This is a genomic window from Kitasatospora sp. NPDC032150, assembly GCF_055579945.1.
This window is the reverse complement of record NZ_JBVIMH010000032.1, coordinates 40,719-66,520: the sequence shown is the minus strand read 5'-3', so window position 1 is coordinate 66,520 and position 25,802 is coordinate 40,719. Positions and strand designations below refer to the sequence as shown.

At 70.9% G+C, this 25,802-nt stretch carries 22 protein-coding genes; 15 read left to right on the top strand and 7 right to left on the bottom strand.

What is annotated here, in order from left to right; translation table 11 throughout:
• Window positions 1–60 precede the first annotated feature (60 nt).
• Window positions 61–519, bottom strand: a complete 459-nt coding sequence (locus ACZ5ON_RS28810) for an indole-3-glycerol phosphate synthase (RefSeq protein WP_465598823.1) — start codon at window positions 517–519, stop codon at window positions 61–63.
• A 112-nt stretch (window positions 520–631) separates the two neighbouring features.
• A complete protein-coding gene (locus ACZ5ON_RS28805; protein ID WP_465598821.1) occupies window positions 632–1,441 on the bottom strand; it encodes a pyrimidine reductase family protein in 810 nt (269 codons plus the stop codon).
• Window positions 1,442–1,481: 40 nt separating this feature from the next.
• Between ACZ5ON_RS28805 and zapE the strand changes: the two genes are divergently transcribed.
• From zapE to ACZ5ON_RS28785, 4 genes are all read left to right on the top strand, one after another.
• Window positions 1,482–2,570 (top strand): cell division protein ZapE, encoded by a 1,089-nt coding sequence (zapE, locus tag ACZ5ON_RS28800; RefSeq protein WP_465598819.1) that lies wholly within the window; start codon window positions 1,482–1,484, stop codon window positions 2,568–2,570.
• 158 nt (window positions 2,571–2,728) lie between these two features.
• Window positions 2,729–4,822 carry an excinuclease ABC subunit UvrB gene (uvrB, locus tag ACZ5ON_RS28795; protein ID WP_465598817.1) on the top strand — a complete coding sequence of 698 codons (2,094 nt, stop codon included), beginning with the start codon at window positions 2,729–2,731 and terminating at the stop codon, window positions 4,820–4,822.
• A gap of 243 nt (window positions 4,823–5,065) precedes the next feature.
• Complete coding sequence (locus ACZ5ON_RS28790; RefSeq protein WP_465598815.1) at window positions 5,066–5,647, top strand: TerD family protein; 582 nt, start codon at window positions 5,066–5,068, stop codon at window positions 5,645–5,647.
• A gap of 279 nt (window positions 5,648–5,926) precedes the next feature.
• On the top strand, window positions 5,927–6,913 hold the full coding sequence (locus ACZ5ON_RS28785; RefSeq protein ID WP_465598813.1) for a TerC family protein: 987 nt from the start codon (window positions 5,927–5,929) through the stop codon (window positions 6,911–6,913).
• Between the two features lie 91 nt (window positions 6,914–7,004).
• On the opposite strand, the gene ACZ5ON_RS28780 is transcribed toward ACZ5ON_RS28785, so the two are convergent.
• Window positions 7,005–7,658: an MBL fold metallo-hydrolase gene (locus tag ACZ5ON_RS28780; RefSeq protein WP_465598811.1), complete on the bottom strand. Its 654-nt coding sequence runs from the start codon at window positions 7,656–7,658 to the stop codon at window positions 7,005–7,007.
• An 81-nt stretch (window positions 7,659–7,739) separates the two neighbouring features.
• Window positions 7,740–8,492 (bottom strand): maleylpyruvate isomerase family mycothiol-dependent enzyme, encoded by a 753-nt coding sequence (locus ACZ5ON_RS28775; protein WP_465598809.1) that lies wholly within the window; start codon window positions 8,490–8,492, stop codon window positions 7,740–7,742.
• A gap of 316 nt (window positions 8,493–8,808) precedes the next feature.
• Between ACZ5ON_RS28775 and uvrA the strand changes: the two genes are divergently transcribed.
• From uvrA to ACZ5ON_RS28720, 11 genes are all read left to right on the top strand, one after another.
• The gene (uvrA, locus tag ACZ5ON_RS28770) at window positions 8,809–11,712 is read left to right on the top strand and encodes an excinuclease ABC subunit UvrA (RefSeq protein WP_465598807.1); all 2,904 of its coding nucleotides are present in this window, start codon (window positions 8,809–8,811) and stop codon (window positions 11,710–11,712) included.
• Between the two features lie 237 nt (window positions 11,713–11,949).
• Window positions 11,950–12,444, top strand: a complete 495-nt coding sequence (locus ACZ5ON_RS28765; RefSeq protein ID WP_465598805.1) for a Rieske (2Fe-2S) protein — start codon at window positions 11,950–11,952, stop codon at window positions 12,442–12,444.
• Between the two features lie 86 nt (window positions 12,445–12,530).
• Window positions 12,531–14,561, top strand: coding sequence for an excinuclease ABC subunit UvrC (gene uvrC, locus ACZ5ON_RS28760; protein ID WP_465598803.1), 2,031 nt, complete (start codon window positions 12,531–12,533; stop codon window positions 14,559–14,561).
• A 124-nt stretch (window positions 14,562–14,685) separates the two neighbouring features.
• On the top strand, window positions 14,686–15,621 hold the full coding sequence (gene rapZ, locus ACZ5ON_RS28755; RefSeq protein ID WP_465598801.1) for an RNase adapter RapZ: 936 nt from the start codon (window positions 14,686–14,688) through the stop codon (window positions 15,619–15,621).
• Between the two features lie 70 nt (window positions 15,622–15,691).
• On the top strand, window positions 15,692–16,756 hold the full coding sequence (locus ACZ5ON_RS28750) for a gluconeogenesis factor YvcK family protein (protein ID WP_465598799.1): 1,065 nt from the start codon (window positions 15,692–15,694) through the stop codon (window positions 16,754–16,756).
• A complete protein-coding gene (gene whiA / locus ACZ5ON_RS28745) occupies window positions 16,747–17,727 on the top strand; it encodes a DNA-binding protein WhiA (RefSeq protein WP_344635213.1) in 981 nt (326 codons plus the stop codon). Before ACZ5ON_RS28750 ends, whiA begins: the two co-directional genes overlap by 10 nt.
• Before the next feature lie 281 nt (window positions 17,728–18,008).
• Window positions 18,009–19,013 (top strand): type I glyceraldehyde-3-phosphate dehydrogenase, encoded by a 1,005-nt coding sequence (gap, locus tag ACZ5ON_RS28740; protein WP_344635214.1) that lies wholly within the window; start codon window positions 18,009–18,011, stop codon window positions 19,011–19,013.
• 187 nt (window positions 19,014–19,200) lie between these two features.
• Window positions 19,201–20,403 carry a phosphoglycerate kinase gene (locus ACZ5ON_RS28735; RefSeq protein WP_465598797.1) on the top strand — a complete coding sequence of 401 codons (1,203 nt, stop codon included), beginning with the start codon at window positions 19,201–19,203 and terminating at the stop codon, window positions 20,401–20,403.
• Window positions 20,404–20,407: 4 nt separating this feature from the next.
• Complete coding sequence (gene tpiA / locus ACZ5ON_RS28730) at window positions 20,408–21,193, top strand: triose-phosphate isomerase (RefSeq protein ID WP_465598795.1); 786 nt, start codon at window positions 20,408–20,410, stop codon at window positions 21,191–21,193.
• 89 nt (window positions 21,194–21,282) lie between these two features.
• Window positions 21,283–21,519 (top strand): preprotein translocase subunit SecG, encoded by a 237-nt coding sequence (secG, locus tag ACZ5ON_RS28725; RefSeq protein WP_465598793.1) that lies wholly within the window; start codon window positions 21,283–21,285, stop codon window positions 21,517–21,519.
• Between the two features lie 171 nt (window positions 21,520–21,690).
• Window positions 21,691–22,026 carry an RNA polymerase-binding protein RbpA gene (locus tag ACZ5ON_RS28720; protein WP_344635217.1) on the top strand — a complete coding sequence of 112 codons (336 nt, stop codon included), beginning with the start codon at window positions 21,691–21,693 and terminating at the stop codon, window positions 22,024–22,026.
• Window positions 22,027–22,319: 293 nt separating this feature from the next.
• Here ACZ5ON_RS28720 and pgl read toward each other — a convergent pair whose 3' ends face one another.
• From pgl to zwf, 3 genes are read right to left on the bottom strand one after another with little or no spacing between them, the layout of a single operon-like run.
• Complete coding sequence (gene pgl, locus ACZ5ON_RS28715) at window positions 22,320–23,054, bottom strand: 6-phosphogluconolactonase (RefSeq protein WP_465598861.1); 735 nt, start codon at window positions 23,052–23,054, stop codon at window positions 22,320–22,322.
• Between the two features lie 47 nt (window positions 23,055–23,101).
• Complete coding sequence (gene opcA / locus ACZ5ON_RS28710) at window positions 23,102–24,229, bottom strand: glucose-6-phosphate dehydrogenase assembly protein OpcA (protein WP_465598791.1); 1,128 nt, start codon at window positions 24,227–24,229, stop codon at window positions 23,102–23,104.
• Complete coding sequence (gene zwf / locus ACZ5ON_RS28705) at window positions 24,226–25,791, bottom strand: glucose-6-phosphate dehydrogenase (protein WP_465598779.1); 1,566 nt, start codon at window positions 25,789–25,791, stop codon at window positions 24,226–24,228. Before zwf ends, opcA begins: the two co-directional genes overlap by 4 nt.
• Window positions 25,792–25,802 lie beyond the last annotated feature (11 nt).

The window sequence follows — 25,802 nt, the reverse complement described above, 5'->3', positions numbered from 1 at the left end:
CGCGAATCGCCCCTGCGGGCGGTCCGCAAGGACGATTCTGCACTACCGGGACGGGGACCCTCAGGAGTCGCTCGCGAACAGCTTCAGCACCGGTACGCCGACCTTGTGTCTGGCCTGGGAGGCCCAGTCGCGATGGAAGAACTCCTCGACGAAGTGCGGGGAGGTCAGGACCAGCACCTCGTCGGCGTCGTTCTGCTCCACGACCTCGCGCAGCCGGTTCAGCGGGTTCTCCTCCACCACCTCGCCGGTCGCCTCGGCTCCGGCCTCCCGCAGGTGGCGCAGGCTGTGCTCCAGGGACTCGCTCGCGACGGTCGGGGCCTGGGACTCCTCGCGCTCGTGCACCGCCCGGTCGAGGTGGCCGAGGGCGACGTCGTCCAGGGCCCGGAGCAGTTCGTCCTGCTTGCCGCGGGGCTGCATCAGGACGACGAAGGAGACCTGCTCCTCCCCGTGGAGCGTGGTGACCAGGTCGACGTCGGCGTCGGAGAGCGCTTTCTCGATCATCAGTACCGTCTTGAACACGTGAGTCCCTTCGCAGTTGCAGGCCCCCGGGTCCGGTTCCCCCACCTCATAGTGCCCGGCGGATGCTTTCCTCACGCTGCACACGCGCCACATGAGACACGTGCGGGCCGGGTCACCCGGCCGAGTCCGGAGCCGGGTCGGGAAGGGACGGGGAAGCCGGAGAGGCCGAGCGCAGATACCGGGTGAAGAGGAAACCTTCCTGCTCTATCAATGACACCAGCCGCATCCGCTGCACGCCAGGCATTTCCCCGCCGTACCCGATCCGCGGGCCGTCGCCGCCGGCGAGCAGCGGGGCCAGCGACAGGCAGAGCTCGTCCAGCAGTCCCGCCGCCGTCAGCTCGCCGAGCAGCCGCGGACCGCCCTCGGTCAGCTGCCGGGTCCAGCCCCGCCCGGTGAGCGCGGCGAGGGCCCGGCGCACGTCGACCGACCGCTCGCCCGCGACGACCACGTCCGCGACCTCGGCCACCGCGCGGCGGGCGTCGGCGGGGGAGTCCTCGGTGGTGATCACCACCGTGCGGACCGCCGGCTCGGTGAACAGCGGCGCGGCCAGGTCGAGCCGCAGACTGCGGGAGACGATCGCGATGGCCGGCGCCGGCGCCTGCCCGGCCTCCCGGCGGGCCGCCGCGAAGGCCTCCCGGGCCCGGGCCGGACGGTAGCCCTCGGCGCGGACCGTCTCGGCGCCGACCAGCACGACGTCCGCCAGCGCCCGCAGCACCCCGAAGATCCGCTTGTCGGCGTCGCCGGAGAGGCCCTCGGAGAGCCCCTCCAGCCGGGCGCTGCCGTCCAGCGAGGCGACCATGTTGGCCCGCAGCCAGGGGCGGCCCTGCCGGACCTGCTCGGGGTACGCGTAGACGGCGGCCAGCTCCTCCAGGGACCGGACGTCCTGCTGGGGCGGGCCGAGCGGGCTGATCAGTCGATGCATGGGACAGAGTCTTCCACGGGGGCGCGTACCCTTTACTGACGTGCCCGCTGCCTCACATCCCGACACCACGGCCACTCCGGCAACAGCCGGTGCCATAGCCACCGCCGGCCCGGTCGCCCTCACCGACCGCCGGCCCGTCGTGCCCGCCGAGCGGCTGGTCGCCGAGATGGTGCCGCCGCCGCGCTTCGCCGACGTCAGTTTCGGCAGCTACCTGCCGGACACCTCCCAGCCCAGCCAGTACGAGGCCGTCCAGGTGCTGGAGCAGTTCGCCGCGTCGCTCAACAGCGCCGGCACCGCTCCCAAGCGCAGCTGGTTCCGCCGCTCCGCACCCGCGCCCAGTGGCCCCGCCGGGATCTACCTCGACGGCGGCTACGGCGTCGGCAAGACCCACCTGCTGGCCTCGCTGTGGCACGCCACCCCGGGCCCGAAGGCCTTCGGCACCTTCGTGGAGCTGACCAACCTGGTCGGCGCGCTCACCTTCAAGGGCGCGGTGGAGACCCTCTCCGGGCACCGGCTGCTGTGCATCGACGAGTTCGAGCTGGACGACCCGGGCGACACCGTGCTGGTCTCCACCCTGCTCAGCCGGCTGGTCGAGAACGGCGTCAAGCTCTGCGCGACGTCCAACACCCTGCCCGAGAAGCTCGGCGAGGGCCGGTTCGCCTCCACCGACTTCCTGCGCGAGATCCAGGGCCTGTCGGCGCACTTCCGCCCGCTGCGGATCGACGGCCAGGACTACCGCCACCGCGGCCTGCCCGAGGCCCCGCCGCCGTACACCGACGAGGTGGTCACCGAGCGGGCCCGGCGCACCCCGGGCGCCTCGCTGGACGGCTTCGACGACCTGCTGGAGCACCTCAAGGCCGTCCACCCCAGCCGTTACGGCGCGCTGCTGGACGACGTGCACGCGGTCTTCCTGCGCGGCGTCCACCAGGTCGAGGACCAGTCCACCGCGCTGCGCCTGGTGGTCCTCGCCGACCGGATGTACGACCGTGAGCTGCCCATCACCGCCTCCGGCCTGCCGTTCGACCAGGTCTTCACCGAGGACATGCTCCGCGGCGGCTACCGCAAGAAGTACCTGCGGGCGATATCCCGCCTGGTGGCGCTCGCCCGCGACAGCTCCAAGCCGGCCTGAGCGGCGTGACCCCTCCCCGTCCGGCGCGTTGACGCTCCGGACGGGGAGGGGCGCGATGGACGGGGAGGACTCCGGCGGTTGCCACGGCAGCCGGGCGTCCGAGGCCCGGAAGGCGGGAGGCGGCCCGCGTTGTCAGTGGCGGGTCGTACGGTGGACTCGTGCGACCCATCACGAGTATCGAACGGACAGTGGCGCCCTTCGAGGTCGTCAGCCCCTACCAGCCCAGTGGTGACCAGCCGACGGCCATCGCCGAGCTGGAGCGCCGGATCCGCGCGGGCGAGAAGGACGTCGTCCTGCTCGGCGCCACCGGCACCGGCAAGTCGGCGACCACCGCCTGGATGATCGAGAAGCTCCAGCGGCCCACCCTGGTGATGGCGCCGAACAAGACCCTGGCCGCCCAGCTCGCCAACGAGTTCCGCGAGCTGCTCCCCAACAACGCGGTCGAGTACTTCGTCTCGTACTACGACTACTACCAGCCCGAGGCGTACGTCCCGCAGACGGACACCTACATCGAGAAGGACTCCTCGATCAACGAGGAGGTCGAGCGCCTGCGCCACTCGGCCACCAACTCGCTGCTCACCCGCCGCGACGTGGTGGTGGTCGCCTCGGTCTCCTGCATCTACGGCCTCGGTACCCCGCAGGAGTACGTGGACCGGATGGTCCCGCTCAAGGTCGGCGAGGAGATCGACCGGGACGCGCTGCTGCGCCGGTTCGTGGACATCCAGTACACCCGCAACGACGTCGCCTTCACCCGCGGCACCTTCCGGGTCCGCGGCGACACCATCGAGATCTTCCCGGTCTACGAGGAACTCGCCGTCCGGATCGAGATGTTCGGCGACGAGATCGAGGCGCTCTACACCCTGCACCCGCTCACCGGCGAGATCATCAGCCACGACGACTCCGTCTACGTCTTCCCCGCCTCGCACTACGTGGCCGGCCCGGAGCGGATGGAGCGCGCGGTCAACGGCATCGAGAAGGAGCTGGAGGAGCGCCTGGCCACCCTGGAGAAGCAGGGCAAGCTGCTGGAGGCCCAGCGCCTGCGCATGCGCACCACCTACGACATCGAGATGCTCCGCCAGATCGGCACCTGCTCCGGCGTGGAGAACTACTCGATGCACTTCGACGGCCGCGAGCCCGGTACCGCCCCCAACACCCTGCTCGACTACTTCCCGGAAGACTTCCTCCTGGTGATCGACGAGTCGCACGTGACGGTCCCGCAGATCGGCGCGATGTACGAGGGCGACGCCTCCCGCAAGCGCACCCTGGTCGAGCACGGCTTCCGGCTGCCCTCGGCGATGGACAACCGCCCGCTGAAGTGGGAGGAGTTCCTGGGACGGATCGGGCAGACGGTCTACCTCTCCGCCACCCCGGGCAAGTACGAGCTGTCGCGCGGCGACGGCGTGGTCGACCAGATCATCCGCCCGACCGGCCTGATCGACCCCGAGGTGATCGTCAAGCCGACGGAGGGCCAGATCGACGACCTGGTGCACGAGGTGCGCAAGCGGGTCGAGAAGGACGAGCGCGTCCTGGTCACCACGCTGACCAAGAAGATGGCCGAGGACCTCACCGACTACATGGTCGGCCTCGACATCAGGGTCCGGTACCTGCACAGCGACATCGACACCCTGCGCCGGGTGGAGCTGCTGCGCGAGCTGCGCGCCGGTGAGTACGACGTGTTGGTCGGCATCAACCTGCTGCGCGAGGGCCTGGACCTGCCCGAGGTCTCCCTGGTGGCGATCCTGGACGCGGACAAGGAGGGCTTCCTGCGCTCCGGCACCTCGCTGATCCAGACCATCGGCCGCGCCGCCCGCAACGTCTCGGGACAGGTGCACATGTACGCGGACCGGATCACCCCGGCGATGGAGCTGGCGATCGAGGAGACCAACCGCCGCCGCGCCGTCCAGCAGGCGTACAACGAGAAGAACGGCATCGACCCGCAGCCGCTGCGCAAGAAGATCGGCGACATCCTGGACACCCTGGCCCGGGAGGACCTGGACACCGAGGAGCTGCTCGCCACCGGCTACCGGGGCGCCGGCAAGGGCAAGGGCGCGCCGGTGCCCGCGCGGGGCGGCGACCGTACGTCGGCCAAGAGCCTGCCGGCCGCCGAACTGGCGGATCTGATCCAGCAGTTGACGGACCGGATGCACACCGCCGCGGCGGAGCTGCAGTTCGAGGTCGCGGCCCGGCTGCGGGACGAGATCGGCGAGCTGAAGAAGGAGCTGCGTCAGATGCGCGAGGCCGGGATGGCCTGAGTTGGTGCTCCCGCCCGGGTCTCGGGCCCGGCGGGAACGGGTAGGCCATCGACAGTCGTGTACCCGCAGGCCATAGGGTGGCCTGCGGGTACTCCCTCGCGGGCGCGGGGCCCGGGCGGGCACCGGTCGGCGGGGGAGATGCGCATCTTGGGGGCCTCAGCCGGGGGACGGCAACGGGGTGTTCCGCCGTACAGCAGCAGCGGGTGACCCGCCCGCCGGGCTGAGGAGAGAGAGGGCAGTGCCGTGTCGGTGAATCTGGCGAAAGGCCAACGAGTCAGTCTGCAGAAGGGCCAGGGGGAGGCGCTGACCCTGGTCCGGATGGGCCTCGGCTGGGCGGCCGCGCCCAAGCGCGGGCTGTTCGGCCTGCGCAGGCGGGAGATCGACCTGGATGCCTCCGCCCTGCTCTACGCCGAGAAGACCCCGTCCGACGTGGTCTTCTTCCAGCACCTGATCAGCAACGACGGCTCGGTCCGGCACACCGGCGACAACCTGGTCGGTGGTGCGGGCGCCGGTGACGACGACGAGTCGATCCTGGTGGACCTGCTGCAGGTCCCGGCGCACATCACCCAGATCGTCTTCACCGTCAGTTCCTACACCGGCCAGACCTTCGCCGAGGTGCGGAACGCGCACTGCCGCCTGGTGGACGAGGCCACCGGCCAGGAGCTGGCGCGCTACGAGCTGACCGGCGGCGGCCCGCACACCGGCCAGATCATGGCGAAGGTCTTCCGCGAGCCGGGCGGCGGCTGGGGCATGCAGGCCATCGGGGCCCCGGCCAAGTCCCGCACCTTCCAGGACCTGCTGCCCGCGATCGAGCCGTATCTGTAGCCGATCCGCGGCCGGCCCCCACATCCGGTCGTTTCATTAGCCGCCCCCTCGGAGGGTGCTTTACCTTCTTTACCTTCTCTTGGAATTTCTGTTAGTGTTGGCGCCAGCGGAGGGGAGTATTCCCCCGCAGATGTCCCGTCAGCACGGGCGCCACCCTTTCCCCTGGGGGTCGCGCGCCCCGGGGCACTGGCCCGTGTGCTCCGTGTGGGGGAGCACGCGGGCGGAAGAGACCTCCGGCAGTGACGTGTCTGACTCGCCTACTCGCCGGAGGACTCAGAAGTGGACGTTTCCGTGGGCCTTTGGGCCGGCACCATCGGTGTGCTGATCGCCCTGATCGCGGCTGACTTCTTCATCGGCGGCCGGAAGCCGCACGAGGTCTCGATCAAGGAAGCCGGAGCCTGGACGGTGGTCTGGGTCGCCCTGGCGCTGCTGTTCGGCGGTTTCCTGTGGTGGCACTCCGGCGCGCAGCCGGCCGGCGAGTTCTTCGCCGGGTACATCACCGAGAAGTCGCTCAGCGTGGACAACCTGTTCGTGTTCATTCTGATCATGGGCAAGTTCGCGGTGCCGCGGATCTACCAGCAGCGCGTACTGATGGTCGGCGTGATCATCGCGCTCGTCCTGCGGGCAGTCTTCATCGCCGGCGGCGCCGCCCTGGTCACCACCTTCTCCTGGGTCTTCTACCTCTTCGGTGCCTTCCTGATCTGGACGGCCTGGAAGCTGGTCAAGGAAGCCCGCGCCGACCAGGAGGACGAGGAGTACGAGGAGAACCGCCTGCTCAAGTCGATCGAGCGGCGCTTCCCGTCGACGGACGGGTACCGCGGCACCGCGGTCCTCGTCCGGGAGAACGGCCGGCGGCTGATGACGCCGATGCTGATCGTGATGCTTGCCGTCGGCACCACCGACCTGCTCTTCGCGCTGGACTCGATCCCGGCGATCTTCGGCCTGACCCAGGACCCGTACATCGTCTTCACCGCCAACGCCTTCGCGCTGATGGGCTTGCGACAGCTGTACTTCCTGATCGGCGGCCTGCTGAAGAAGCTGGTCCACCTCTCGTGCGGGCTGTCGGTGATCCTCGGGTTCATCGGGGTGAAGCTGGTGCTGCACGCACTGCACGAGAGCGGTGTCCACGTGCCGGAGATCGGCATCCCGCTCTCGCTGGGCTTCATCGTGCTGGTCCTCGCGGTGACCACGGCCACCAGCCTGCTGGCTTCCCGGAAGACCGCGTCGGCCGAGCGGGCCGGGCAGCCCGAGCGGACGGGCGTCTGACCGGGCCCGACCCGGCCTGAATCAACGGGGCCGCCCCGACTCTCCGGGTGGGAGTCGGGGCGGCCCCGTTCCGCCGCTGCGGCCCGCCGGGCTACCAGCCGCGCTCGCGCCACTCGTCGAGGTGCGGGCGCTCGGCGCCGAGGGTGGTGTCGTTGCCGTGGCCGGGGTAGACCCAGGTCTCGTCCGGGAGGGCGTCGAAGATCTTCTCCTTGACGTCACGGAACAGGCTGGCGAACCGGGCCGGGTCCTTCTGGGTGTTGCCGACCCCGCCCGGGAAGAGGCAGTCCCCGGTGAACACGTGCGGGTGGCCCTGCGGGTCGTCGTAGACCAGCACGATCGCGCCGGGGGTGTGGCCCACCAGGTGGCGCACCCGCAGCTCGACCTGGCCGACCCGCAGCACGTCCCCGTCGTCCAGCAGCACGTCGGTGGGCACCGGGATGTCCGGCGCGTCGATCCGGCCGGCTGCCGTCCGGGCGCCGGTGGCGGCGACCACGTCGGCGAGCGCGCCCCAGTGGTCGTGGTGCTGGTGGGTGGTGACCACGGTGGCCAGCTGCTCGCCGACCGACTCCAGCAGCACCGGCGCCTGCGCCGCGGCGTCGATCAGCAGCTGCTCGTCGGTGGCCCGGCAGCGCAGCAGGTACGCGTTGTTCTCGAACGGGCCGACCGCGATCTTGGTGATCATCAGATGGGCGAGCTCCCGCACGTCCGGCGGGCCGCCGACCTTCACCGCTCCGTGGTACGTCATCGCGTCGCTGCTCCTCGTCGATTCGGTCCCGGGCACTCGTGCCGAGCACCCGTCCTGCCGCTCATCTGCATCATGGCCTGCTCAGCCCAGTGGCGGAAGCTCCGGCAGGGCGCGGGCGGCGCCGGGCACCGGCTGGCCGCCCCGGTGGACCCGGAGGCCGTCGCCGGCCGAGCGGCCGGAGACCCAGGCGGTGAGCCGCCGGACCGGGCCCTCGACGGTCAGCCCGGCCGCCGCGCCGACGGGGCCGAGCTGCGCCCGGGTACCGCTGTCCTCGGCCACCAGCAGCACCGCCGGCACCGACTCCACGGCGAACTGCCCTGCCAGCCGGAGCAGTTCGGCGACGGCGAAGTCCTCGGGCCAGTGCTCGGGGGTGTAGTCGGCGGCGAGGTCGACATGGTGGTACTCCACCTCCTGACGGCGCTTGGCGAGCAGCTGCCGGGCCGGGAAGACCGCACCGCTGCGGTGTCGGATCGAGGCGCTCCAGTCGGCCTCGGACATCCTGGCGGCGGCTGCGGTGAACCGCTCGCCGCTGGCCCGGAGGTCGGCGAGCTGCTCGGCCAGCGGGCGGGGTGCGCCGGTGCGGATGCCTTCCTCACGGGCCGTCTCGCTGGCGTACTGGGGGATGTCCCGGCCGGTCCGGGCGCCCTCCAGCAGGTTGACCAGGGAGTCCGCGTTCCGGGCCAGGTGGGCCAGCACATGGCCGCGGCTCCAGTCGGGCAGCGCGGACGGCTCGACGATACAGGCGGGGTCGAGCTCGGCGACGGTGCGCAGCAGGCGCTCGGTCGACTCTGCGACGGTCTGCAGCGCGGTGGCGACGGTCTCGGCTTCGGCCATGGGTTCCTCCAGTGCGGTGCCGGTTTCGAGCGTTGCCCGGACGGGTGTCTGCTCGTTGACGCGGGTGACGCTACCGGCCCACCGGAGCGCTGGGCAGGGGGTTTCCGAAGGCGGGGGAAGGGCGGAGCCGGAGGCTCATCACTCGTTCGGGTGATCTCGGCTGGACAGGCTCGATAATCGAACGCATGAGCTATAGGCTGACATGCGGCAAGCTGGAAGAAATCACTCGATTGCTCGCTTGACTATGGAGCCGGTCCCACGCCGGCCGGCTGCGCAGTCGTCGAAGCCATCTCCCTTGGGAAAGGCGCCAGAAGCAGTGGCAGACCGCCTCATCGTCCGCGGTGCTCGCGAGCACAACCTCAAGAACGTCTCGCTGGACCTGCCGCGGGACTCCCTGATCGTGTTCACCGGCCTCTCCGGGTCCGGCAAGTCGTCGCTGGCCTTCGACACGATCTTCGCCGAGGGCCAGCGGCGGTACGTGGAGTCGCTGTCCTCGTACGCCCGCCAGTTCCTCGGCCAGATGGACAAGCCCGACGTGGACTTCATCGAGGGCCTCTCCCCGGCGGTCTCGATCGACCAGAAGTCCACCAACCGCAACCCGCGCTCGACGGTCGGCACCATCACCGAGGTCTACGACTACCTGCGCCTGCTGTTCGCCCGGATCGGCAAGCCGCACTGCCCGCACTGCGCCCGCCCGATCGCCAAGCAGTCCCCGCAGGCCATCGTCGACCGGGTGCTCGAACTCGCCGAGGGAACCCGGTTCCAGGTGCTCAGCCCGGTGGTGCGCGAGCGCAAGGGCGAGTTCGTCGACCTCTTCGCCGACCTCCAGTCCAAGGGCTACGCCCGCGCCCGGGTGGACGGCACCACCGTGCAGCTGACCGAGCCGCCGGCGTTGAAGAAGCAGGAGAAGCACACCATCGAGGTGGTCATCGACCGCCTCACCGTCAAGGAGAGCGCCAAGCGCCGCCTGACGGACTCGGTCGAGACGGCGCTCAAGCTGGCCGGCGGCATGGTGGTGCTCGACTTCGTCGACCTCCCCGAGGACGACCCGGAGCGCGAGCGGATGTTCTCCGAGCACCTCTACTGCCCCTACGACGACGTCTCCTTCGAGGAGCTGGAGCCGCGCTCCTTCTCCTTCAACTCCCCCTTCGGCGCCTGCCCGGAGTGCTCGGGCCTGGGCAACCGGATGGAGGTCGACCCCGAGCTGGTCATCCCCGACCCGGAGCGCTCGCTGGACGACGGCGCGATCCACCCCTGGTCCCAGGGCCACACCAAGGAGTACTTCCAGCGTCTGGTCGACGCGCTCGCCGGTGAGCTGGGCTTCCGCACCGACATCCCCTGGGCCGGGCTTCCCGCCCGCGCCCGCAAGGCGCTGCTGCACGGGCACAGGACCCAGATCGAGGTCCGCTACCGCAACCGCTACGGGCGCGACCGCTCTTACACCACCTCCTTCGAGGGCGCGATCCCGTTCGTCACCCGCCGCCACTCCGAGGCGGAGAGCGACAGCAGCCGTGAGCGCTTCGAGGGGTACATGCGCGAGGTGCCCTGCCCGGCCTGCGCGGGCACCCGGCTCAAGCCGGTGATCCTCTCGGTCACCGTCGAGGGCAAGTCGATCGCCGACGTCTCCGCGATGTCGATCAGCGACTGCGCCGAGTTCCTCGGCGCGCTGAAGCTCACCGCGCGGGACAAGCAGATCGCCGAGCGGGTGCTCAAGGAGGTCAACGAGCGCCTGCGCTTCCTGGTCGACGTCGGCCTGGACTACCTCTCGCTCAACCGCGCGGCGGGCACCCTGTCCGGCGGTGAGGCCCAGCGCATCCGGCTCGCCACCCAGATCGGCTCCGGCCTGGTCGGCGTGCTGTACGTGCTGGACGAGCCGTCCATCGGCCTGCACCAGCGGGACAACCACCGGCTGATCGAGACCCTGGTCCGGCTGCGCGACATCGGCAACACCCTGATCGTGGTCGAGCACGACGAGGACACCATCAAGACCGCCGACTGGGTGGTCGACATCGGCCCCGGCGCCGGTGAGCACGGCGGCAAGGTGGTGCACTCCGGCTCGCTGAAGGAGTTGCTGGTCAACGACGACTCGATGACCGGCCAGTACCTGGCGGGCAAGCGCTCCATCCCGATCCCGGCCGCGCGCCGGGCCCGGGACAAGAAGCGCCAGCTCACCGTGCACGGCGCGCGCGAGCACAACCTGCAGGACGTCACGGTCGGCTTCCCGCTCGGCACCTTCACCGCGATCACCGGTGTCTCCGGCTCGGGCAAGTCCACGCTGGTCAACGACATCCTCTACACCCACCTCGCCCGCGAGTTGAACGGCGCGCGCAGCGTCCCCGGCCGGCACACCCGGATCACCGGCACCGACCTGGTGGACAAGGTGGTGCACGTCGACCAGTCGCCGATCGGCCGCACCCCGCGCTCCAACCCGGCGACGTACACGGGTGTCTTCGACCACGTCCGCAAGCTCTTCGCGGAGACCCAGGAGGCGAAGGTCCGGGGCTACCTGCCCGGTCGCTTCTCCTTCAACGTCAAGGGCGGCCGCTGCGAGAACTGCTCCGGTGACGGCACCATCAAGATCGAGATGAACTTCCTGCCGGACGTCTACGTCCCCTGCGAGGTCTGCCACGGCGCCCGCTACAACCGGGAGACGCTGGAGGTCCACTACAAGGGCAAGTCCATCGCCGAGGTGCTGGACATGCCGATCGAGGAGGCGCTGCACTTCTTCGAGGCCGTCCCGGCGATCGCCCGCCACCTGAGGACGCTCAACGACGTGGGCCTCGGCTACGTCCGGCTCGGGCAGCCCGCGCCGACGCTGTCGGGCGGCGAGGCGCAGCGCGTGAAGCTCGCCTCCGAACTGCAGAAGCGTTCCACCGGGCGGACGGTCTACGTGCTGGACGAGCCCACCACCGGTCTGCACTTCGAGGACATCAGCAAGCTGATCAAGGTTCTCGACGGCCTGGTGGCGAAGGGCAACACGGTGATCGTCATCGAGCACAACCTCGATGTGATCAAGACGGCCGACTGGATCGTGGACATGGGTCCCGAGGGCGGCAGCGGCGGCGGCACCGTGGTCGCCGAGGGCACGCCCGAGGAGATCGCCGCGGTCACCGCCAGCCACACCGGGAAGTTCCTCCGCGACATCCTCGGCAACGGCCAGGTCGACGCCCCGGCGCCGGCCAGGAAGGCCGCCCGCAAGCGGGCCGTCGCGAAGAAGTAGGCGCCGGGGGCGGTTACCCGGGGGCGCGTGCGTAGGCCAGCGCGCCCCACAGGGGCCTCCGCGCGGTCGGATGCTCCCGGCCACCCCGGGTGTGCACACCCAGGGCAGCCGGGAGCAGCGCGCGGGCGCGCGGCCGGCCACGCGGCCCGGCCCCGGCCGGTCCGGGGTTCGAAGACCGCGGGCATAGACTGCGGCCGGTCCTGCCTGTAGCCCGCGCACCCGAGGGAGACGTCACCGATGTCCGAGGCCTCCGAGAGCCCCACCACCGCCCTGCCCGAGACCTCCCGCCGGACGCTGCTGTGCGGCGCGAGCGCCGTCCTGGCCGTCGGCGGTGCCGTCGCGGTCAGCGGATGCGCCTCGTCGCCCTCCACGGGCGGGACCGGCAGCTCCTCCGAGGCGGGCGGCTCCTCCACCAAGAGTGCCTCCCAGCCGGCCGGGCCGGTGGACGTCGGCCCGGCTTCGGGCGTGCCGGTCGGCGGCGGCACGGTCTACCGCGAGAAGAAGATCGTGGTGACGCAGCCGACCGCCGGCCAGTACAAGGCGTTCAGCGCCGTCTGCACCCACGCGGGCTGCGTCGTGGACAAGGTCGCCGACGGCCAGATCCAGTGCCCGTGCCACGGCAGCCGCTTCGCCATCGCGGACGGTGCCGTCCAGGACGGTCCGGCGCCGAGGCCGCTGCCCGGGTACAAGGTGGCGGTGCAGGGCGGCAACCTGGAGGTCACGCCGGCCTGAGCGGCAGGTCCCGCACAACAGCGGTCGCACCGACCGGTGTTCGGGACGGCCCCCGGAGTGTCGGTGGGGGTCGGTACGGTAGAGCCATGGCCGACCCCTCCACGTACCGCCCGGCGCCGGGCGCGATCCCGACCTCGCCCGGTGTCTACAGGTTCCGCGACGCGCACGGGCGGGTCATCTACGTCGGCAAGGCCAAGAGCCTTCGGCAGCGCCTCTCCTCGTACTTCCAGGATCTCGCCGGCCTGCATCCGCGGACGGCGACCATGGTCACCACCGCCGCCTCGGTGGAGTGGACGGTGGTCGCCACCGAGGTCGAGGCCCTTCAGCTGGAGTACTCCTGGATCAAGGAGTTCGACCCCCGGTTCAACGTCAAGTACCGCGACGACAAGAGCTACCCGGAGCTCGCGGTCACCGTGGGCGAGGAGTTCCCCCGGGTCCAGGTGATGCGCGGCGCGCACAAGAAGGGCGTGCGCTACTTCGGTCCGTACGGGCACGCCTGGGCGATCCGCGAGACGGTCGACCTGATGCTGCGGGTCTTCCCGGTCCGTACCTGTTCCAACGGTGTGTTCAAGCGCGCCCAGCAGGTCGGCCGGCCCTGCCTGCTCGGGTACATCGGCAAGTGCTCCGCCCCCTGCGTGGGGAAGATCTCCCAGGCCGACCACGCCGAACTCGCCGAGGAGTTCTGCGATTTCATGGCCGGCCGCACCGGCGGTCACCTGCGCCGGCTGGAGCAACAGATGCAGGAGGCCGCCGTCGCGATGGAGTACGAGCGCGCGGCCCGGCTGCGCGACGACATCGCCGCCCTCAGGCGCGCGATGGAGAAGAACGCGGTGGTCCTCGGCGACGGCACCGACGCCGACCTGTTCGCCCTCGCCGAGGACGAGTTGGAGGCCGCGGTGCAGATCTTTCACGTCCGCGGAGGCCGGGTGCGCGGCCAGCGCGGCTGGGTCACCGACAAGGTCGAGGACGTCGACACCGCCGCCCTGGTCGAGCACGCGCTGCAGCAGCTGTACGGCGGCGGCACCGAGTCAGTCCCGCGCGAGGTGCTGGTCCCCGAGCTGCCCCGGCCGCTGGAGCCGGTCCAGGAGTGGCTGAGCGGCCTGCGCGCCACCCAGGCCGCCAAGGGGGGCCAGGTCGACCTCAGGGTCCCGCAACGCGGCGACAAGAGGGACCTGATGACCACGGTCCAGCGCAACGCCCAGCAGGCGTTGGCCCTGCACAAGACCAAGCGCGCCTCGGACCTGACCACCCGCAGCCGGGCCCTCCAGGAGATCGCCGACGCACTGGAGTTGGACTCCGTCCCGCTGCGCATCGAGTGCTTCGACATCTCGCACCTGCAGGGTGACGACGTGGTCGCCTCGATGGTGGTCTTCGAGGACGGCCTGGCCCGCAAGAGCGAGTACCGGCGGTTCCAGATCAGGGGGTTCGCGGGTCAGGACGACGTCCGCTCCATGCACGAGGTGATCGGCCGCCGCTTCCGCCGCTACCTCCAGGAGCGCGAGCAGACCGGCGAGTGGGCCGTCCCGGAGGCGGACGACGAGCCGGCCGCCTCCGGCGCGATCGACCCGACGGCCCGATTGGACGAGGGCGGTCGCCCCAGGCGGTTCGCGTACCCGCCGCAGCTCGTCGTGGTCGACGGCGGGCAGCCCCAGGTCGCCGCCGCCAAGCGGGCGTTGGACGAGCTGGGCATCGACGACGTCGCACTCTGCGGGCTGGCCAAGCGCCTTGAGGAGGTCTGGCTGCCCGGCGAGGACGACCCGGTGGTGCTGCCGCGCAGCAGCGAGGGCCTGTACCTGCTGCAGCGGGTCCGCGACGAGGCACACCGCTTCGCCATCACCTATCAGCGCAGCAAGCGTGCCAAGCGGTTCACGGCGGGGGAACTGGACTCCGTGGCCGGTCTCGGCGAGACTCGCCGCAAGGCGTTGCTCAAGCACTTCGGCTCGTTGAGGAAACTGCGCACGGCCACCGTGGACGAACTCTGCGAGGTCCCCGGTATCGGCAGGCGGACGGCGGAAACTGTTGCCGCAGCGTTGGCCTCCCGTACACCGGCCGCACCTGCGGTGAACACCGCGACCGGCGAGATCATTGAAGACGACGCATCGCAGGAGACGCCTTGACGGCCGACGCCGCCCGTCAGTCCCCAGGCCCCGGTTCACCTTCCAGGGTGATACGGGAATGCCCGGGCGACGCCAGAAGCGTTCTCCCCAGCAGAACCACCGAAAGCGGGGAACCGAAGTGACGATGTCCGACCACGGGGGCACATTCCCCAGCCCGGCGGCCGGGGGGACCCCCACCCGGCCGGAGGCTGGGGGAGAGAGCGCCCCGGAACTGGTGATCATCTCCGGCATGTCCGGAGCCGGCCGCAGCACGGCCGCCAAGTGCCTGGAGGACTTGGGCTGGTTCGTCGTGGACAACCTCCCCCCGGCGCTCATCCCGACCATGGTCGACCTCGGCGCCCGGTCCCAGGGCGCGGTACCCCGGATCGGCGTCGTGGTGGACGTCCGGGGCCGGAAGTTCTTCGACGACCTGTTGACCTCCCTGGACGAGCTGGAGAAGCGCGGCGTCCGGCTCCGGGTGGTCTTCCTGGAGTCGTCCGACGACGCCCTGGTGCGCCGCTTCGAGTCGGTCCGCCGTCCGCACCCGCTGCAGGGCGACGGCCGGATCGTGGACGGCATCAGCCAGGAGCGCGAGCTGCTGCGCGACCTGCGCGGCGAGGCCGATCTGGTGATCGACACCTCCAACCTCAACGTCCACCAGCTGCGCGCCAAGATGGACGCGCAGTTCAGCGACCACGACGAGCCCGAGCTGCGGGCCACCGTGATGTCGTTCGGCTTCAAGTACGGCCTGCCGGTCGACGCCGACCTGGTGGTGGACTGCCGCTTCCTGCCCAACCCGCACTGGGTGCCGGAGCTGAGAGCCCGTACCGGCACCGACAGCGACGTCGCGGACTACGTCTTCCAGCAGCCCGGCGCCGACGAGTTCCTGAACGGCTACGCCGAGTTGCTCAAGATCGTGACCGAGGGGTACCGCAGGGAGGGCAAGCGCTACATGACCCTTGCCGTAGGCTGCACCGGTGGCAAGCATCGCAGTGTCGCCATGTCCGAGCGGTTGACGAAGCGTCTGATCGCGGACGGCGTCGAAACGGTGCTGGTCCACCGCGACATGGGTAGGGAGTAGAGCCTGCGGGAGTGACGACACCGCCCCGCCGGCCGCTCACCGGGGTATGAAACAGGAACGTGGGGTCGGTGTGACGGGATACTCGCCAGTACGGCAGCTCCAGCACAAATCTGCCGACCGGCGAGAACAGGCGGCAGCCAGGCCCCGGCCCGGTGCGCCCAGAATCACCGCGCTGGGCGGCGGCCAGGGCCTGTCCGCCTCGCTCTCGGCACTGCGCCGGCTGACCACCGAGCTGACCGCCGTGGTCACGGTCGCCGACGACGGCGGCTCCAGCGGACGGCTGCGCAGCGAGCTGGGGGTGCTGCCGCCCGGCGACCTGCGCAAGGCGCTGGCCGCGCTCTGCGGCGACGACGACTGGGGTCGTACCTGGTCCGAGGTGATCCAGCAGCGCTTCACCGGCGACGGCGAGCTCGGCGGGCACGCGGTCGGCAACCTGCTGATCGTCGCGCTCTGGGAGAAGCTCGGCGACCCGGTGGAGGCGCTCAACTGGGTCGGCCGGCTGCTCAACGTGCAGGGCCGGGTGCTGCCGATGTCGGCCGTCCCGCTGGACATCGAGGCCGAGGTGCGCGGCCACGACCCGGCCCGCCCGGACGAGGTCGGCCCGGTACGCGGCCAGGCCGACGTGGCGGCCACCCCGGGCACGGTCCAGTCGATCCGACTGCTGCCCGAGGGGCCGCCGGCGGTACCCGAGGCGGTCACGGCCGTGCTGGAGGCGGACTGGGTGGTGCTGGGCCCCGGGTCCTGGTTCACCAGCGTGCTGCCGCATCTGCTGGTCCCCGAGCTGGCCAAGGCGCTCACCGAGACCCGGGCCCGCCGCCTGCTGACCCTCAACCTGGCCCCGCAGCCCGGTGAGACCGAGGGCTTCACCCCGCAGCGCCATCTGGAGGTCATCGCGGACCACGCTCCGGACCTCGCCGTGGATGCGATCCTGGTGGACGAGCAGGCGGTCACCGGTGGCGCCTTCGGCGTGGCCGACCTGGACGGCCTGCAGAAGGCCGCCGAGCGGATGGGCGCCGCCCTGGTGCTCGACCGGGTGGCCAGGACCGACGGGACGCCGCGACACGACCCGGAGCTCTTGGCGGCTGCGTACGACCGGATTTTCCGGACACATGGAAGGATCGGCCCATGGCGATGACGGCAGCGGTGAAGGACGAAATCAGCCGGCTCCCCGTCACCCGGGCCTGCTGCCGCAAGGCGGAGGTCTCGGCGATCCTGCGATTCGCGGGCGGTCTGCACATTGTGAGCGGCCGGATCGTGATCGAGGCGGAGCTGGACACCGGCATGGCGGCGCGGCGACTGCGCAAGGACCTGCTGGAGATCTTCGGACACTCCTCGGACCTGGTGGTGATGGCCCCCGGCGGCCTGCGACGCGGCAGCCGGTTCGTGGTGAGGGTAGTGAAGGACGGTGAGCTGCTGGCCCGGCAGACCGGGCTGGTGGACGGGCGCGGACGGCCGATCCGGGGGCTGCCCCCGGCGGTGGTCTCCGGGGCGACCTGCGACGCGGAGGCGGCCTGGCGCGGGGCCTTCCTGGCCCACGGTTCGCTGACCGAGCCGGGCAGGTCCTCCTCGTTGGAGATCACCTGCCCGGGGTCCGAGGCGGCGCTGGCGCTGGTCGGCGCGGCCCGGCGGCTCGGCATCCCGGCCAAGGCCCGCGAGGTGCGCGGGGTGGACCGGGTGGTGATCCGGGACGGCGACGCGATCGGCGCGCTGCTGACCAGGCTGGGCGCGCACGAGTCGGTGCTGGCCTGGGAGGAGCGCCGGATGCGCCGCGAGGTGCGGGCCACCGCCAACCGGCTGGCCAACTTCGACGACGCCAACCTGCGCCGCTCGGCCCGCGCGGCCGTCGCGGCCGGCGCCCGGGTGGCCCGTGCGCTGGAGATCCTCGGCGACGAGGTGCCCGAGCACCTGGCCGCCGCCGGCCAGCTGCGGATGCAGCACAAGCAGGCCTCGCTGGAGGAGCTGGGCGCGCTGGCCGATCCGCCGCTGACCAAGGACGCGGTGGCCGGCCGGATCCGCCGGCTGCTGGCGATGGCCGACAAGCGCGCCGCCGAGCTGGGACTGCCGAGCACCGAGGCCAATCTCACCGACGAAATGGCGCTCAACTAGGGCCGCCCCGTGGGCCATTACCACGGAACGGGTTGACAGACCGGGGCGCGGGGAATAGTGCGAGACCAGGGGCACCCGGTGGGGGTCTCGGATCTCGCGCTGTTCCCCGCGCCCCTGCGACCGTGCTTCGCCCCCGCGGCGGAGAGGCGATGTGCCCAGGCGACCCCGGGAGAGGTAGGGTCGTGGGTGGTCGGGGACATCCCAAATTCCACCCCGTCGGCAATAGGGCCGGCGTACCCCGTCGGCAATCGGGCCGGCGTACCTAATAAGGAGATCGGTTCGTGACGATCCGGGTAGGCATCAACGGATTCGGCCGCATCGGCCGCAACTTCTTCCGTGCGGTCAAGGCCCAGGGCGCGGACATCGAGATCGTCGGTGTCAACGACCTGACCGACACGAAGACCCTGGCGCACCTCCTCAAGTACGACACCACCCTCGGCACCTTCCCGGGCGAGGTCTCGCACACCGCGGACAGCATCACCGTCGACGGCAAGACCTTCAAGGTCACCGCCGAGCGCGACCCGGCCAACCTGCCCTGGGGCGAGCTGGGTGCCGACATCGTCGTCGAGTCCACCGGTATCTTCACCAAGGCCGAGGCGGCCAAGAAGCACGTCGCCGCCGGCGCCAAGAAGGTCATCATCTCGGCGCCCGCCACCGACGAGGACGTCACCATCGTCATGGGCGTCAACGACGACAAGTACGACGCCGCCAACCACACGATCATCTCCAACGCCTCCTGCACCACCAACTGCGTGGCGCCGATGGCGAAGGTGCTGAACGAGAGCTTCGGCATCGTCAAGGGCCTGATGACCACGGTCCACGCGTTCACCAACGACCAGGTCACCCTGGACTTCCCGCACAAGGACCTGCGTCGCGCCCGTGCCGCCTCGCAGAACATCATCCCGACCTCGACCGGTGCCGCCAAGGCCACCGCCCTGGTCCTGCCGGAGCTCAAGGGCAAGCTGGACGGCACCTCGCTGCGCGTCCCGGTCCCGACCGGCTCGATCACCGACCTGGTCGTCACCCTCGAGCGCGACGTCACCAAGGACGAGGTCAACGCCGCCTTCCAGAAGGCCGCCGAGGGTGCCCTCAAGGGTGTCCTGGCCTACACCGAGGACCCGATCGTCTCCTCGGACATCGTCAACAACCCGGCCTCCTGCATCTTCGACGCCCAGCTCACCATGGTCCAGGGCAACCAGGTCAAGGTGCTCGGTTGGTACGACAACGAGTGGGGTTACTCCAACCGCCTCGTCAACCTGACCACCCTCGTCGGCGGCCAGCTCTGACCTGCGGGAGCTGACGTGACGTAAGGGGCAGGGCCCGGAAGGCGGTTGCGCCTCCCGGGCCCTTCCCCTGCCTCGTTGAACGCCTGTCGCGAGCGCTCCTGCCCCGCGCTCGCGGGCACCTCACTCCCTCGCGGCGGCACGGTGCCGTGCCGCCGCCAGGCGCCACCTTCTCCCCGGGAGACCGAAGTTGAAGACCATCGAAGACCTCGACGTCGCCGGCAAGCGCGTCTTCGTCCGCGCCGACCTGAACGTCCCGCTGGACGGCAGCACGATCACCGACGACGGTCGGATCCGCGCCGTCGCGCCGACCATCGCCAAGCTGGCCGCAGCTGGTGCGAGGGTCGTCGTCGCCTCCCACCTCGGCCGCCCCAAGGGCGCCCCGGACCCGCAGTTCTCCCTCGCGCCGGCGGCCAAGCGCCTCGGCGAGATCCTCGGCAAGCCGGTCGTCTTCGCCACCGACACCGTGGGCGAGAGCGCCGAGGCCGCCGTCGCCGCGCTGGCCGGTGGCGAGGTCGCGCTGCTGGAGAACCTGCGCTTCAACGCCGGTGAGACCAGCAAGGACGACGCCGAGCGTGCTGCCTTCGCCGAGCAGCTGGCCGCCCTGGCCGACCTGTACGTCGGCGACGGTTTCGGCGCGGTGCACCGCAAGCACGCCTCGGTCTACGACCTGCCGAAGCTCCTGCCGCACGCCGCCGGCGATCTGATCGCCACCGAGGTCGGCGTGCTCGAGAAGCTCACCGAGGACGTCGCGCGCCCGTACGTCGTCGTGCTCGGCGGTGCCAAGGTGTCCGACAAGCTCGGCGTGATCGACAACCTGCTGAAGAAGGCGGACCGAATCCTGATCGGCGGCGGCATGGCGTACACCTTCCTCGCGGCCAAGGGCCATGAGGTCGGCATCTCCCTGCTGCAGGAGGACCAGAAGGGCAAGTGCCTGGAGTACCTGGCCGAGGCCGAGAAGCGGGGCGTCGAGTTCGTCCTGCCGGTCGACGTCCTGGTCTCCGCGGACTTCCCGGACCTCAAGACCAAGGCCCCGGCGACCTACGAGGTCGTCGCCTCGGACGCGATCCCGGCCGACAAGGAGGGCCTGGACATCGGCCCGAAGACCCGCGAGCTGTACGCGGCGAAGCTGGCCGACGCCGGGACGGTGTTCTGGAACGGCCCAATGGGCGTTTTCGAGCACCCGGACTACGCGAACGGCACCAAGGCCGTCGCGCAGGCCCTGACCGACAGCAAGGCGTTCACCGTGGTCGGTGGCGGCGACTCCGCCGCGGCCGTCCGCATCCTGGGCTTCGACGAGACGAAGTTCGGGCACATCTCGACCGGCGGTGGCGCGAGCCTCGAGTACCTGGAGGGCAAGACCCTTCCCGGTCTCGCCGCCCTGGAAGGCTGAAAGCATGACTGAGCGTCTCCCGCTGATGGCGGGCAACTGGAAGATGAACCTCAACCACCTCGAGGCCATCCAGCACACCCAGAAGCTGGCCTTCGCGCTGGCCGACAAGGACTACGACGCCGTCGAGGTCGCCGTCCTGGTGCCGTTCACCGACCTGCGGTCGGTGCAGACCCTGGTCGACGGCGACAAGCTGAAGATCAAGTACGGCTCGCAGGACATCTCGCGGTACGACTCCGGTGCCTACACCGGTGAGGTCTCCGGCCCGATGCTGGCCAAGCTCAAGTGCACCTACGCGGTGATCGGTCACTCGGAGCGCCGCGAGTACCACGGCGAGAACGAGGAGATCGTCAACGCCAAGGTCAAGGCCGCCTACCGGGCCGGGATCACCCCGATCCTGTGCATCGGCGAGCCGCTGGAGATCCGCAAGGCCGGCACCCACGTCGAGTACACCCTGGCGCAGTTGGACGGCGCGCTGAAGGACATCCCGGCGTTCGAGGCCGAGCAGATCGTCGTGGCGTACGAGCCGGTCTGGGCGATCGGCACCGGCGAGGTGGCGACCCCCGAGGACGCCCAGGAGGTCTGCGCGGCGATCCGCGCCCGCCTGGCCGAGCTGTACGACGCCGAGCTGGCCGGCAAGGTCCGCATCCTGTACGGCGGTTCGATGAAGGCGGGCAACGTGGCCGGTCTGATGGCCAAGCCGGACATCGACGGCGGTCTGATCGGCGGCGCCTCGCTGGACGCCGACGAGTTCGTCAAGATCGTGCGCTACCGGGAGCTGGCAGTAGGCTAACGCCGCCGCAGCAACGTAGGCTTTGGGGTCGGACCGCTTTCGGGCGGCCCGGCCCCTTCGCCGAAGATACGAGAGAGTTGGTCCCCGCCGTGGTTCTCGGGTTCTCGATTGCCCTGATCGTCTTCAGTGTGCTGATGATCCTCCTGGTGCTGCTGCACAAGGGGAAGGGCGGCGGTCTGTCCGACATGTTCGGTGGTGGCGCGATGTCGGCCGGCGGCGGTTCCGCCGTGGCCGAGCGCAACCTCGACCGCATCACCATCATCGTGGGCATCTCCTGGTTCGCCTGCATCGTGGTGCTCAGCCTGCTGCTCAAGTACAAGGGCTGATTCCGCCGCCCCCAGTACGCCGGGGATCTGACGACACGTCTCCTGGGCGCTTATCCTGAAGTGCGCCCGGAGGCGGTGGTGGCAGATCCTTAACTCCCGCTTACACTGGGACGACTTCGCCACCGTCCGCAGATAGCGGCGGGCGGCAGTGGATACCCAGGGAGTCAGACCGTGGCAAGTGGCAACGCCATTCGTGGCAGCAGAGTAGGCGCCGGCCCGATGGGCGAGGCGGAGCGCGGCGAGTCCGCCCCCCGTAACCGGATCTCCTTCTGGTGCGCCAACAAGCACGAGACGCGCCCCAGCTTCGCGGCCGAAGCCGCGATCCCGGAGACCTGGGACTGCCCGCGCTGTGGCTTCCCGGCCGGACAGGACGAGCACAACCCGCCGGCGCCCTCGCGCAACGAGCCGTACAAGACCCACCTCGCGTACGTCCGCGAGCGCCGCACCGACGCGGACGGCGAGGCCATCCTGGCCGAGGCCCTCGCCAAGCTGCGCGGTGAGATCTGACGCCAAGCTGCGCGGTGAGATCTGAGCAGACCCACCTGAAAGGGCGGCACCGGAAGAACTCCGGTGCCGCCCTTCGGTGTTGCCGGGACGTGGCGGAAATCCCGCTTCCCGGTCGAGGGTTGCGGCGGAACACCGCGACCCGGCCCCGAACGGATCGGAGCCGGGACGCAGTTGGCCCCGGCCGGATGCGGCCTGCCCTCAGGTCAGGGCCCCTCGCCCCCCGTCCGATGGCGGGCTAGGAGAGGGCCCCTCGCCCCCAGCCTCCGGCCGGGGGACCCCCCGCCGATGGCGGGCTAGGAGGGCGGGTAGAGCCCGGAAGGGATCTTCGAGGCCGCCGCGCGGTCGAGGAGCCACAGGGTGCGGCTGAGGCCGCGGGCGCCCGAGGCCGGGGCCTGGATCTCACCGGGGCCGGTGAGGGCCATGGCGACGGCATCGGCCTTGTCCTCGCCCGCCGCGAGCAGCCAGACCTCGCGGGCCGCCCGGATGGCCGGGAGGGTGAGCGAGATCCGGGTGGGCGGGGGCTTGGGGGAGCCGTGCACGGCGACCACGGTCAGTTCGGTCTCCCTGACGCCCGGGTGCTCGGGGAAGAGCGAGGCGACATGGGTGTCCGGGCCGACGCCGAGCAGCAGCACGTCGAAGGCCGGGACGCCGGCGTGCTCGCCGGGGCCGGCCGCCCGGGCCAGCTCCTGGGCGTAGCGGGCGGCGGCGGCCTCCACGTCGGAGCCGAACTCCCCGTCCGAGGCGGGCATCTCGTGCACCCGCGCCGGGTCGAGCGGGACGGAGCCGAGCAGCTCCGCCCGCGCCTGGACGGCGTTGCGCTCCGGGTCGTCGGACGCGAGGAAGCGCTCGTCGCCCCACCAGAGGTCCAGCCGGGCCCAGTCCACCGCGTCGCGCGCCGGCGAGGCGGCGATCGCGGCGAGCAGGGCGTTGCCGTTGCGCCCGCCCGTGAGCACCACCGAGGCGGTGCCACGGGCGGCCTGGGCGTCCACGATCCGGGTGATCAGCCGGGCGGCGGTCGCCTGGGCCATCAGCTCCTTGTCGCGGTGAACGACCAGCTGCGGGGTGCTGGCAGCCGTCACGACGAGGTCCGCTTCCGGGAGGCGGTCTTCTTCGCGGCGGCCTTCTCGGCCTGCTCACCGGCCGGCTCACCGTCCGCGGCCGGCTGCGGGTCGGCAGCGGCGTCCGGGGAGGCGTCCGCGGCGGACTCGGCGTCCGGGGAGGCGTCCGTGGCGGACTCGGCGTCCGGGGAGACGTTCGTGGCGGACTCGGTGGCGGCGGGCTCGTTCAGCCGCTCCACGGGGGTGCGGACGGCGCTCGCGTAGATGTCGTCCGGGTCGAGGCGGCGCAGCTCCTCGGCGATCAGCTCCGAGGTCTCCCGGCGCTTGAGGGCGACCTGGCGGTCCGGCGATCCGGGCATGGAGAGGGTGCCCATCAGGCCGTCCGGGCGGTCCAGGACGACCGAGCCGTCCTTGGTGCGCAGGGTGACCGAGGTGATCCCGGGACCAGCGGTGACCACCCGCTCGACCGGGACGCGCAGCCGGTTCATCAGCCACAGCCCGAGCAACTCGACGCTCGGGTTGTAGGACTCGCCCTCGACCACGGCGGAGGTGATCTGGGCCGGACGCTGGTCCAGGGCGGCGGCCAGCATGGAGCGCCAGCCGGTGATCCGGGTCCACGCCAGGTCGGTGTCGCCGGGGGCGTAGCTCTCGGCCCGCTGGGCGAGCTGGCCGACCGGCGACTCGGCGGTGACCGCGTCGGTGATCCGGCGCTGGGCGAGCGCGCCCAGCGGGTCCTGCGCGGGGTGCAGCGGCGCGTTGTCCGGCCACCAGACCACCACGGGGGCGTCGGGCAGCAGCAGCGGCAGCACCACCGACTGGGCGTGCGAGGCGAGTTCGCCGTGCATCCGCAGGATGACGGTCTCACCCGAACCCGCGTCCGAGCCGACCAGGATCTCGGCGTCCAGCCGGGTCTCGGCACGGGCCCGGGGCGAGCGCCCCTCGCGCTTGATCACCGCGAGGGTGCGGCTGGGGTGCTCGCGCGAGGCGTCGTTGGCCGCCTTGAGCGCGTCGTAGGCGCTGCCCTCGTCGGTGACGATGACGAGGGTGAGCACCATCCCGCCGGCGGCGTTCCCGCCCGCCCGGCGGGCGTTCATCAGCGCCGCGTTGATCTTGCTGGAAGTGGTGTTGGTCAGGTCGATCTTCATGGCCGACGCCAGCTCCTGCCGTCTCGTGCGAGCATCTCGTCCGCCTCGGCCGGTCCCCAGGTCCCGGCCGGGTACTGGGCGGGCTTGCCGTGGCTGTCCCAGTACTTCTCGATCGGGTCGAGGATCTGCCAGGAGAGCTCGACCTCCTGGTGACGCGGGAACAGGTTGGCGTCACCGAGCAGGACGTCCAGGATGAGCCGCTCGTACGCCTCCGGGCTGGACTCGGTGAAGGACTCGCCGTACTGGAAGTCCATGGTGACGTCCCGCACCTCGAACGAGGTGCCCGGCACCTTTGAGCCGAACCGCACCGTCACGCCCTCGTCCGGCTGCACCCTGATGACCAGGGCGTTCTGCCCCAGCTCCTCGGTGGCGTAGGCGTCGAAGGGCAGGTACGGGGCGCGCTTGAAGACCACCGCGATCTCGGTGACCCGGCGGCCGAGCCGCTTGCCGGTGCGCAGGTAGAACGGGACGCCCGCCCAGCGCCGGTTGTTGATCTCCAGCTTGATCGCCGCGTAGGTGTCGGTGGTGGACTCGGGGTTGATGCCGTCCTCGTCCAGGTAGCCGGCCACCTCCTCGCCGCCCTGCCAGCCGGTCGTGTACTGGCCGCGCACGGTGTGGCTGCCCAGGTCGGCCGGGAGCTTGACCGCGCTCAGCACCTTGAGCTTCTCGGCGACCAGCGCCTTCGGGTGGAAGGACGCGGGCTCCTCGATGGCGGTGAGCGCCATCAGCTGGAGCAGGTGGTTCTGGATGACGTCACGGGCCGCCCCGATGCCGTCGTAGTAGCCGGCGCGCCCGCCGATGCCGATGTCCTCGGCCATGGTGATCTGTACGTGGTCCACGTAGGACCGGTTCCAGATCGGTTCGAACATCGTGTTGGCGAAGCGCAGCGCCAGGATGTTCTGGACGGTCTCCTTGCCCAGGTAGTGGTCGATCCGGAAGACCTCGTCCCGCGGGAAGACCTCGTGGACGATCCGGTTCAACTCCTGGGCGCTCGCCAGGTCGTGGCCGAACGGCTTCTCGATCACCGCACGGCGCCAGGAGCCGTTCGGCGGGTCGGCCAGCCCGTGCTTCTTCAGCTGCTGGACCACGATCGGGAAGGCGCTCGGCGGAACCGACAGGTAGAAGGCGAAGTTGCCGCCGGTGCCCTGGGCCGCGTCGAGGTCCTGGATCGTCTTGCGCAGGTGCTCGAAGGCCTCGTCGTCGTCGAAGGAGCCCTGGATGAAGCGCATGCCCTTGGCGAGCTGCTGCCAGACCTCCTCCCGGAACGGGGTCCGGGAGTGCTGCTTGACGGCGTCGTGGACCTCCTTGGCGAAGTCCTCGTCCTCCCACTCGCGGCGGGCGAAGCCGACGAGTGAGAAGCCCGGCGGCAGCAGACCGCGGTTGGCGAGGTCGTAGATGGCCGGCATCAGCTTCTTGCGCGACAGGTCGCCGGTGACACCGAAGATGACCAGGCCCGACGGCCCCGCGATGCGCGGGAGCCGTCGGTCTGCGGGGTCCCGCAGGGGGTTCGAGGACGGGAGCGGGGGTTCGCCCTGCTCGACCTCGGGATAGTCAGTGCTCACGGGAGTGGCTC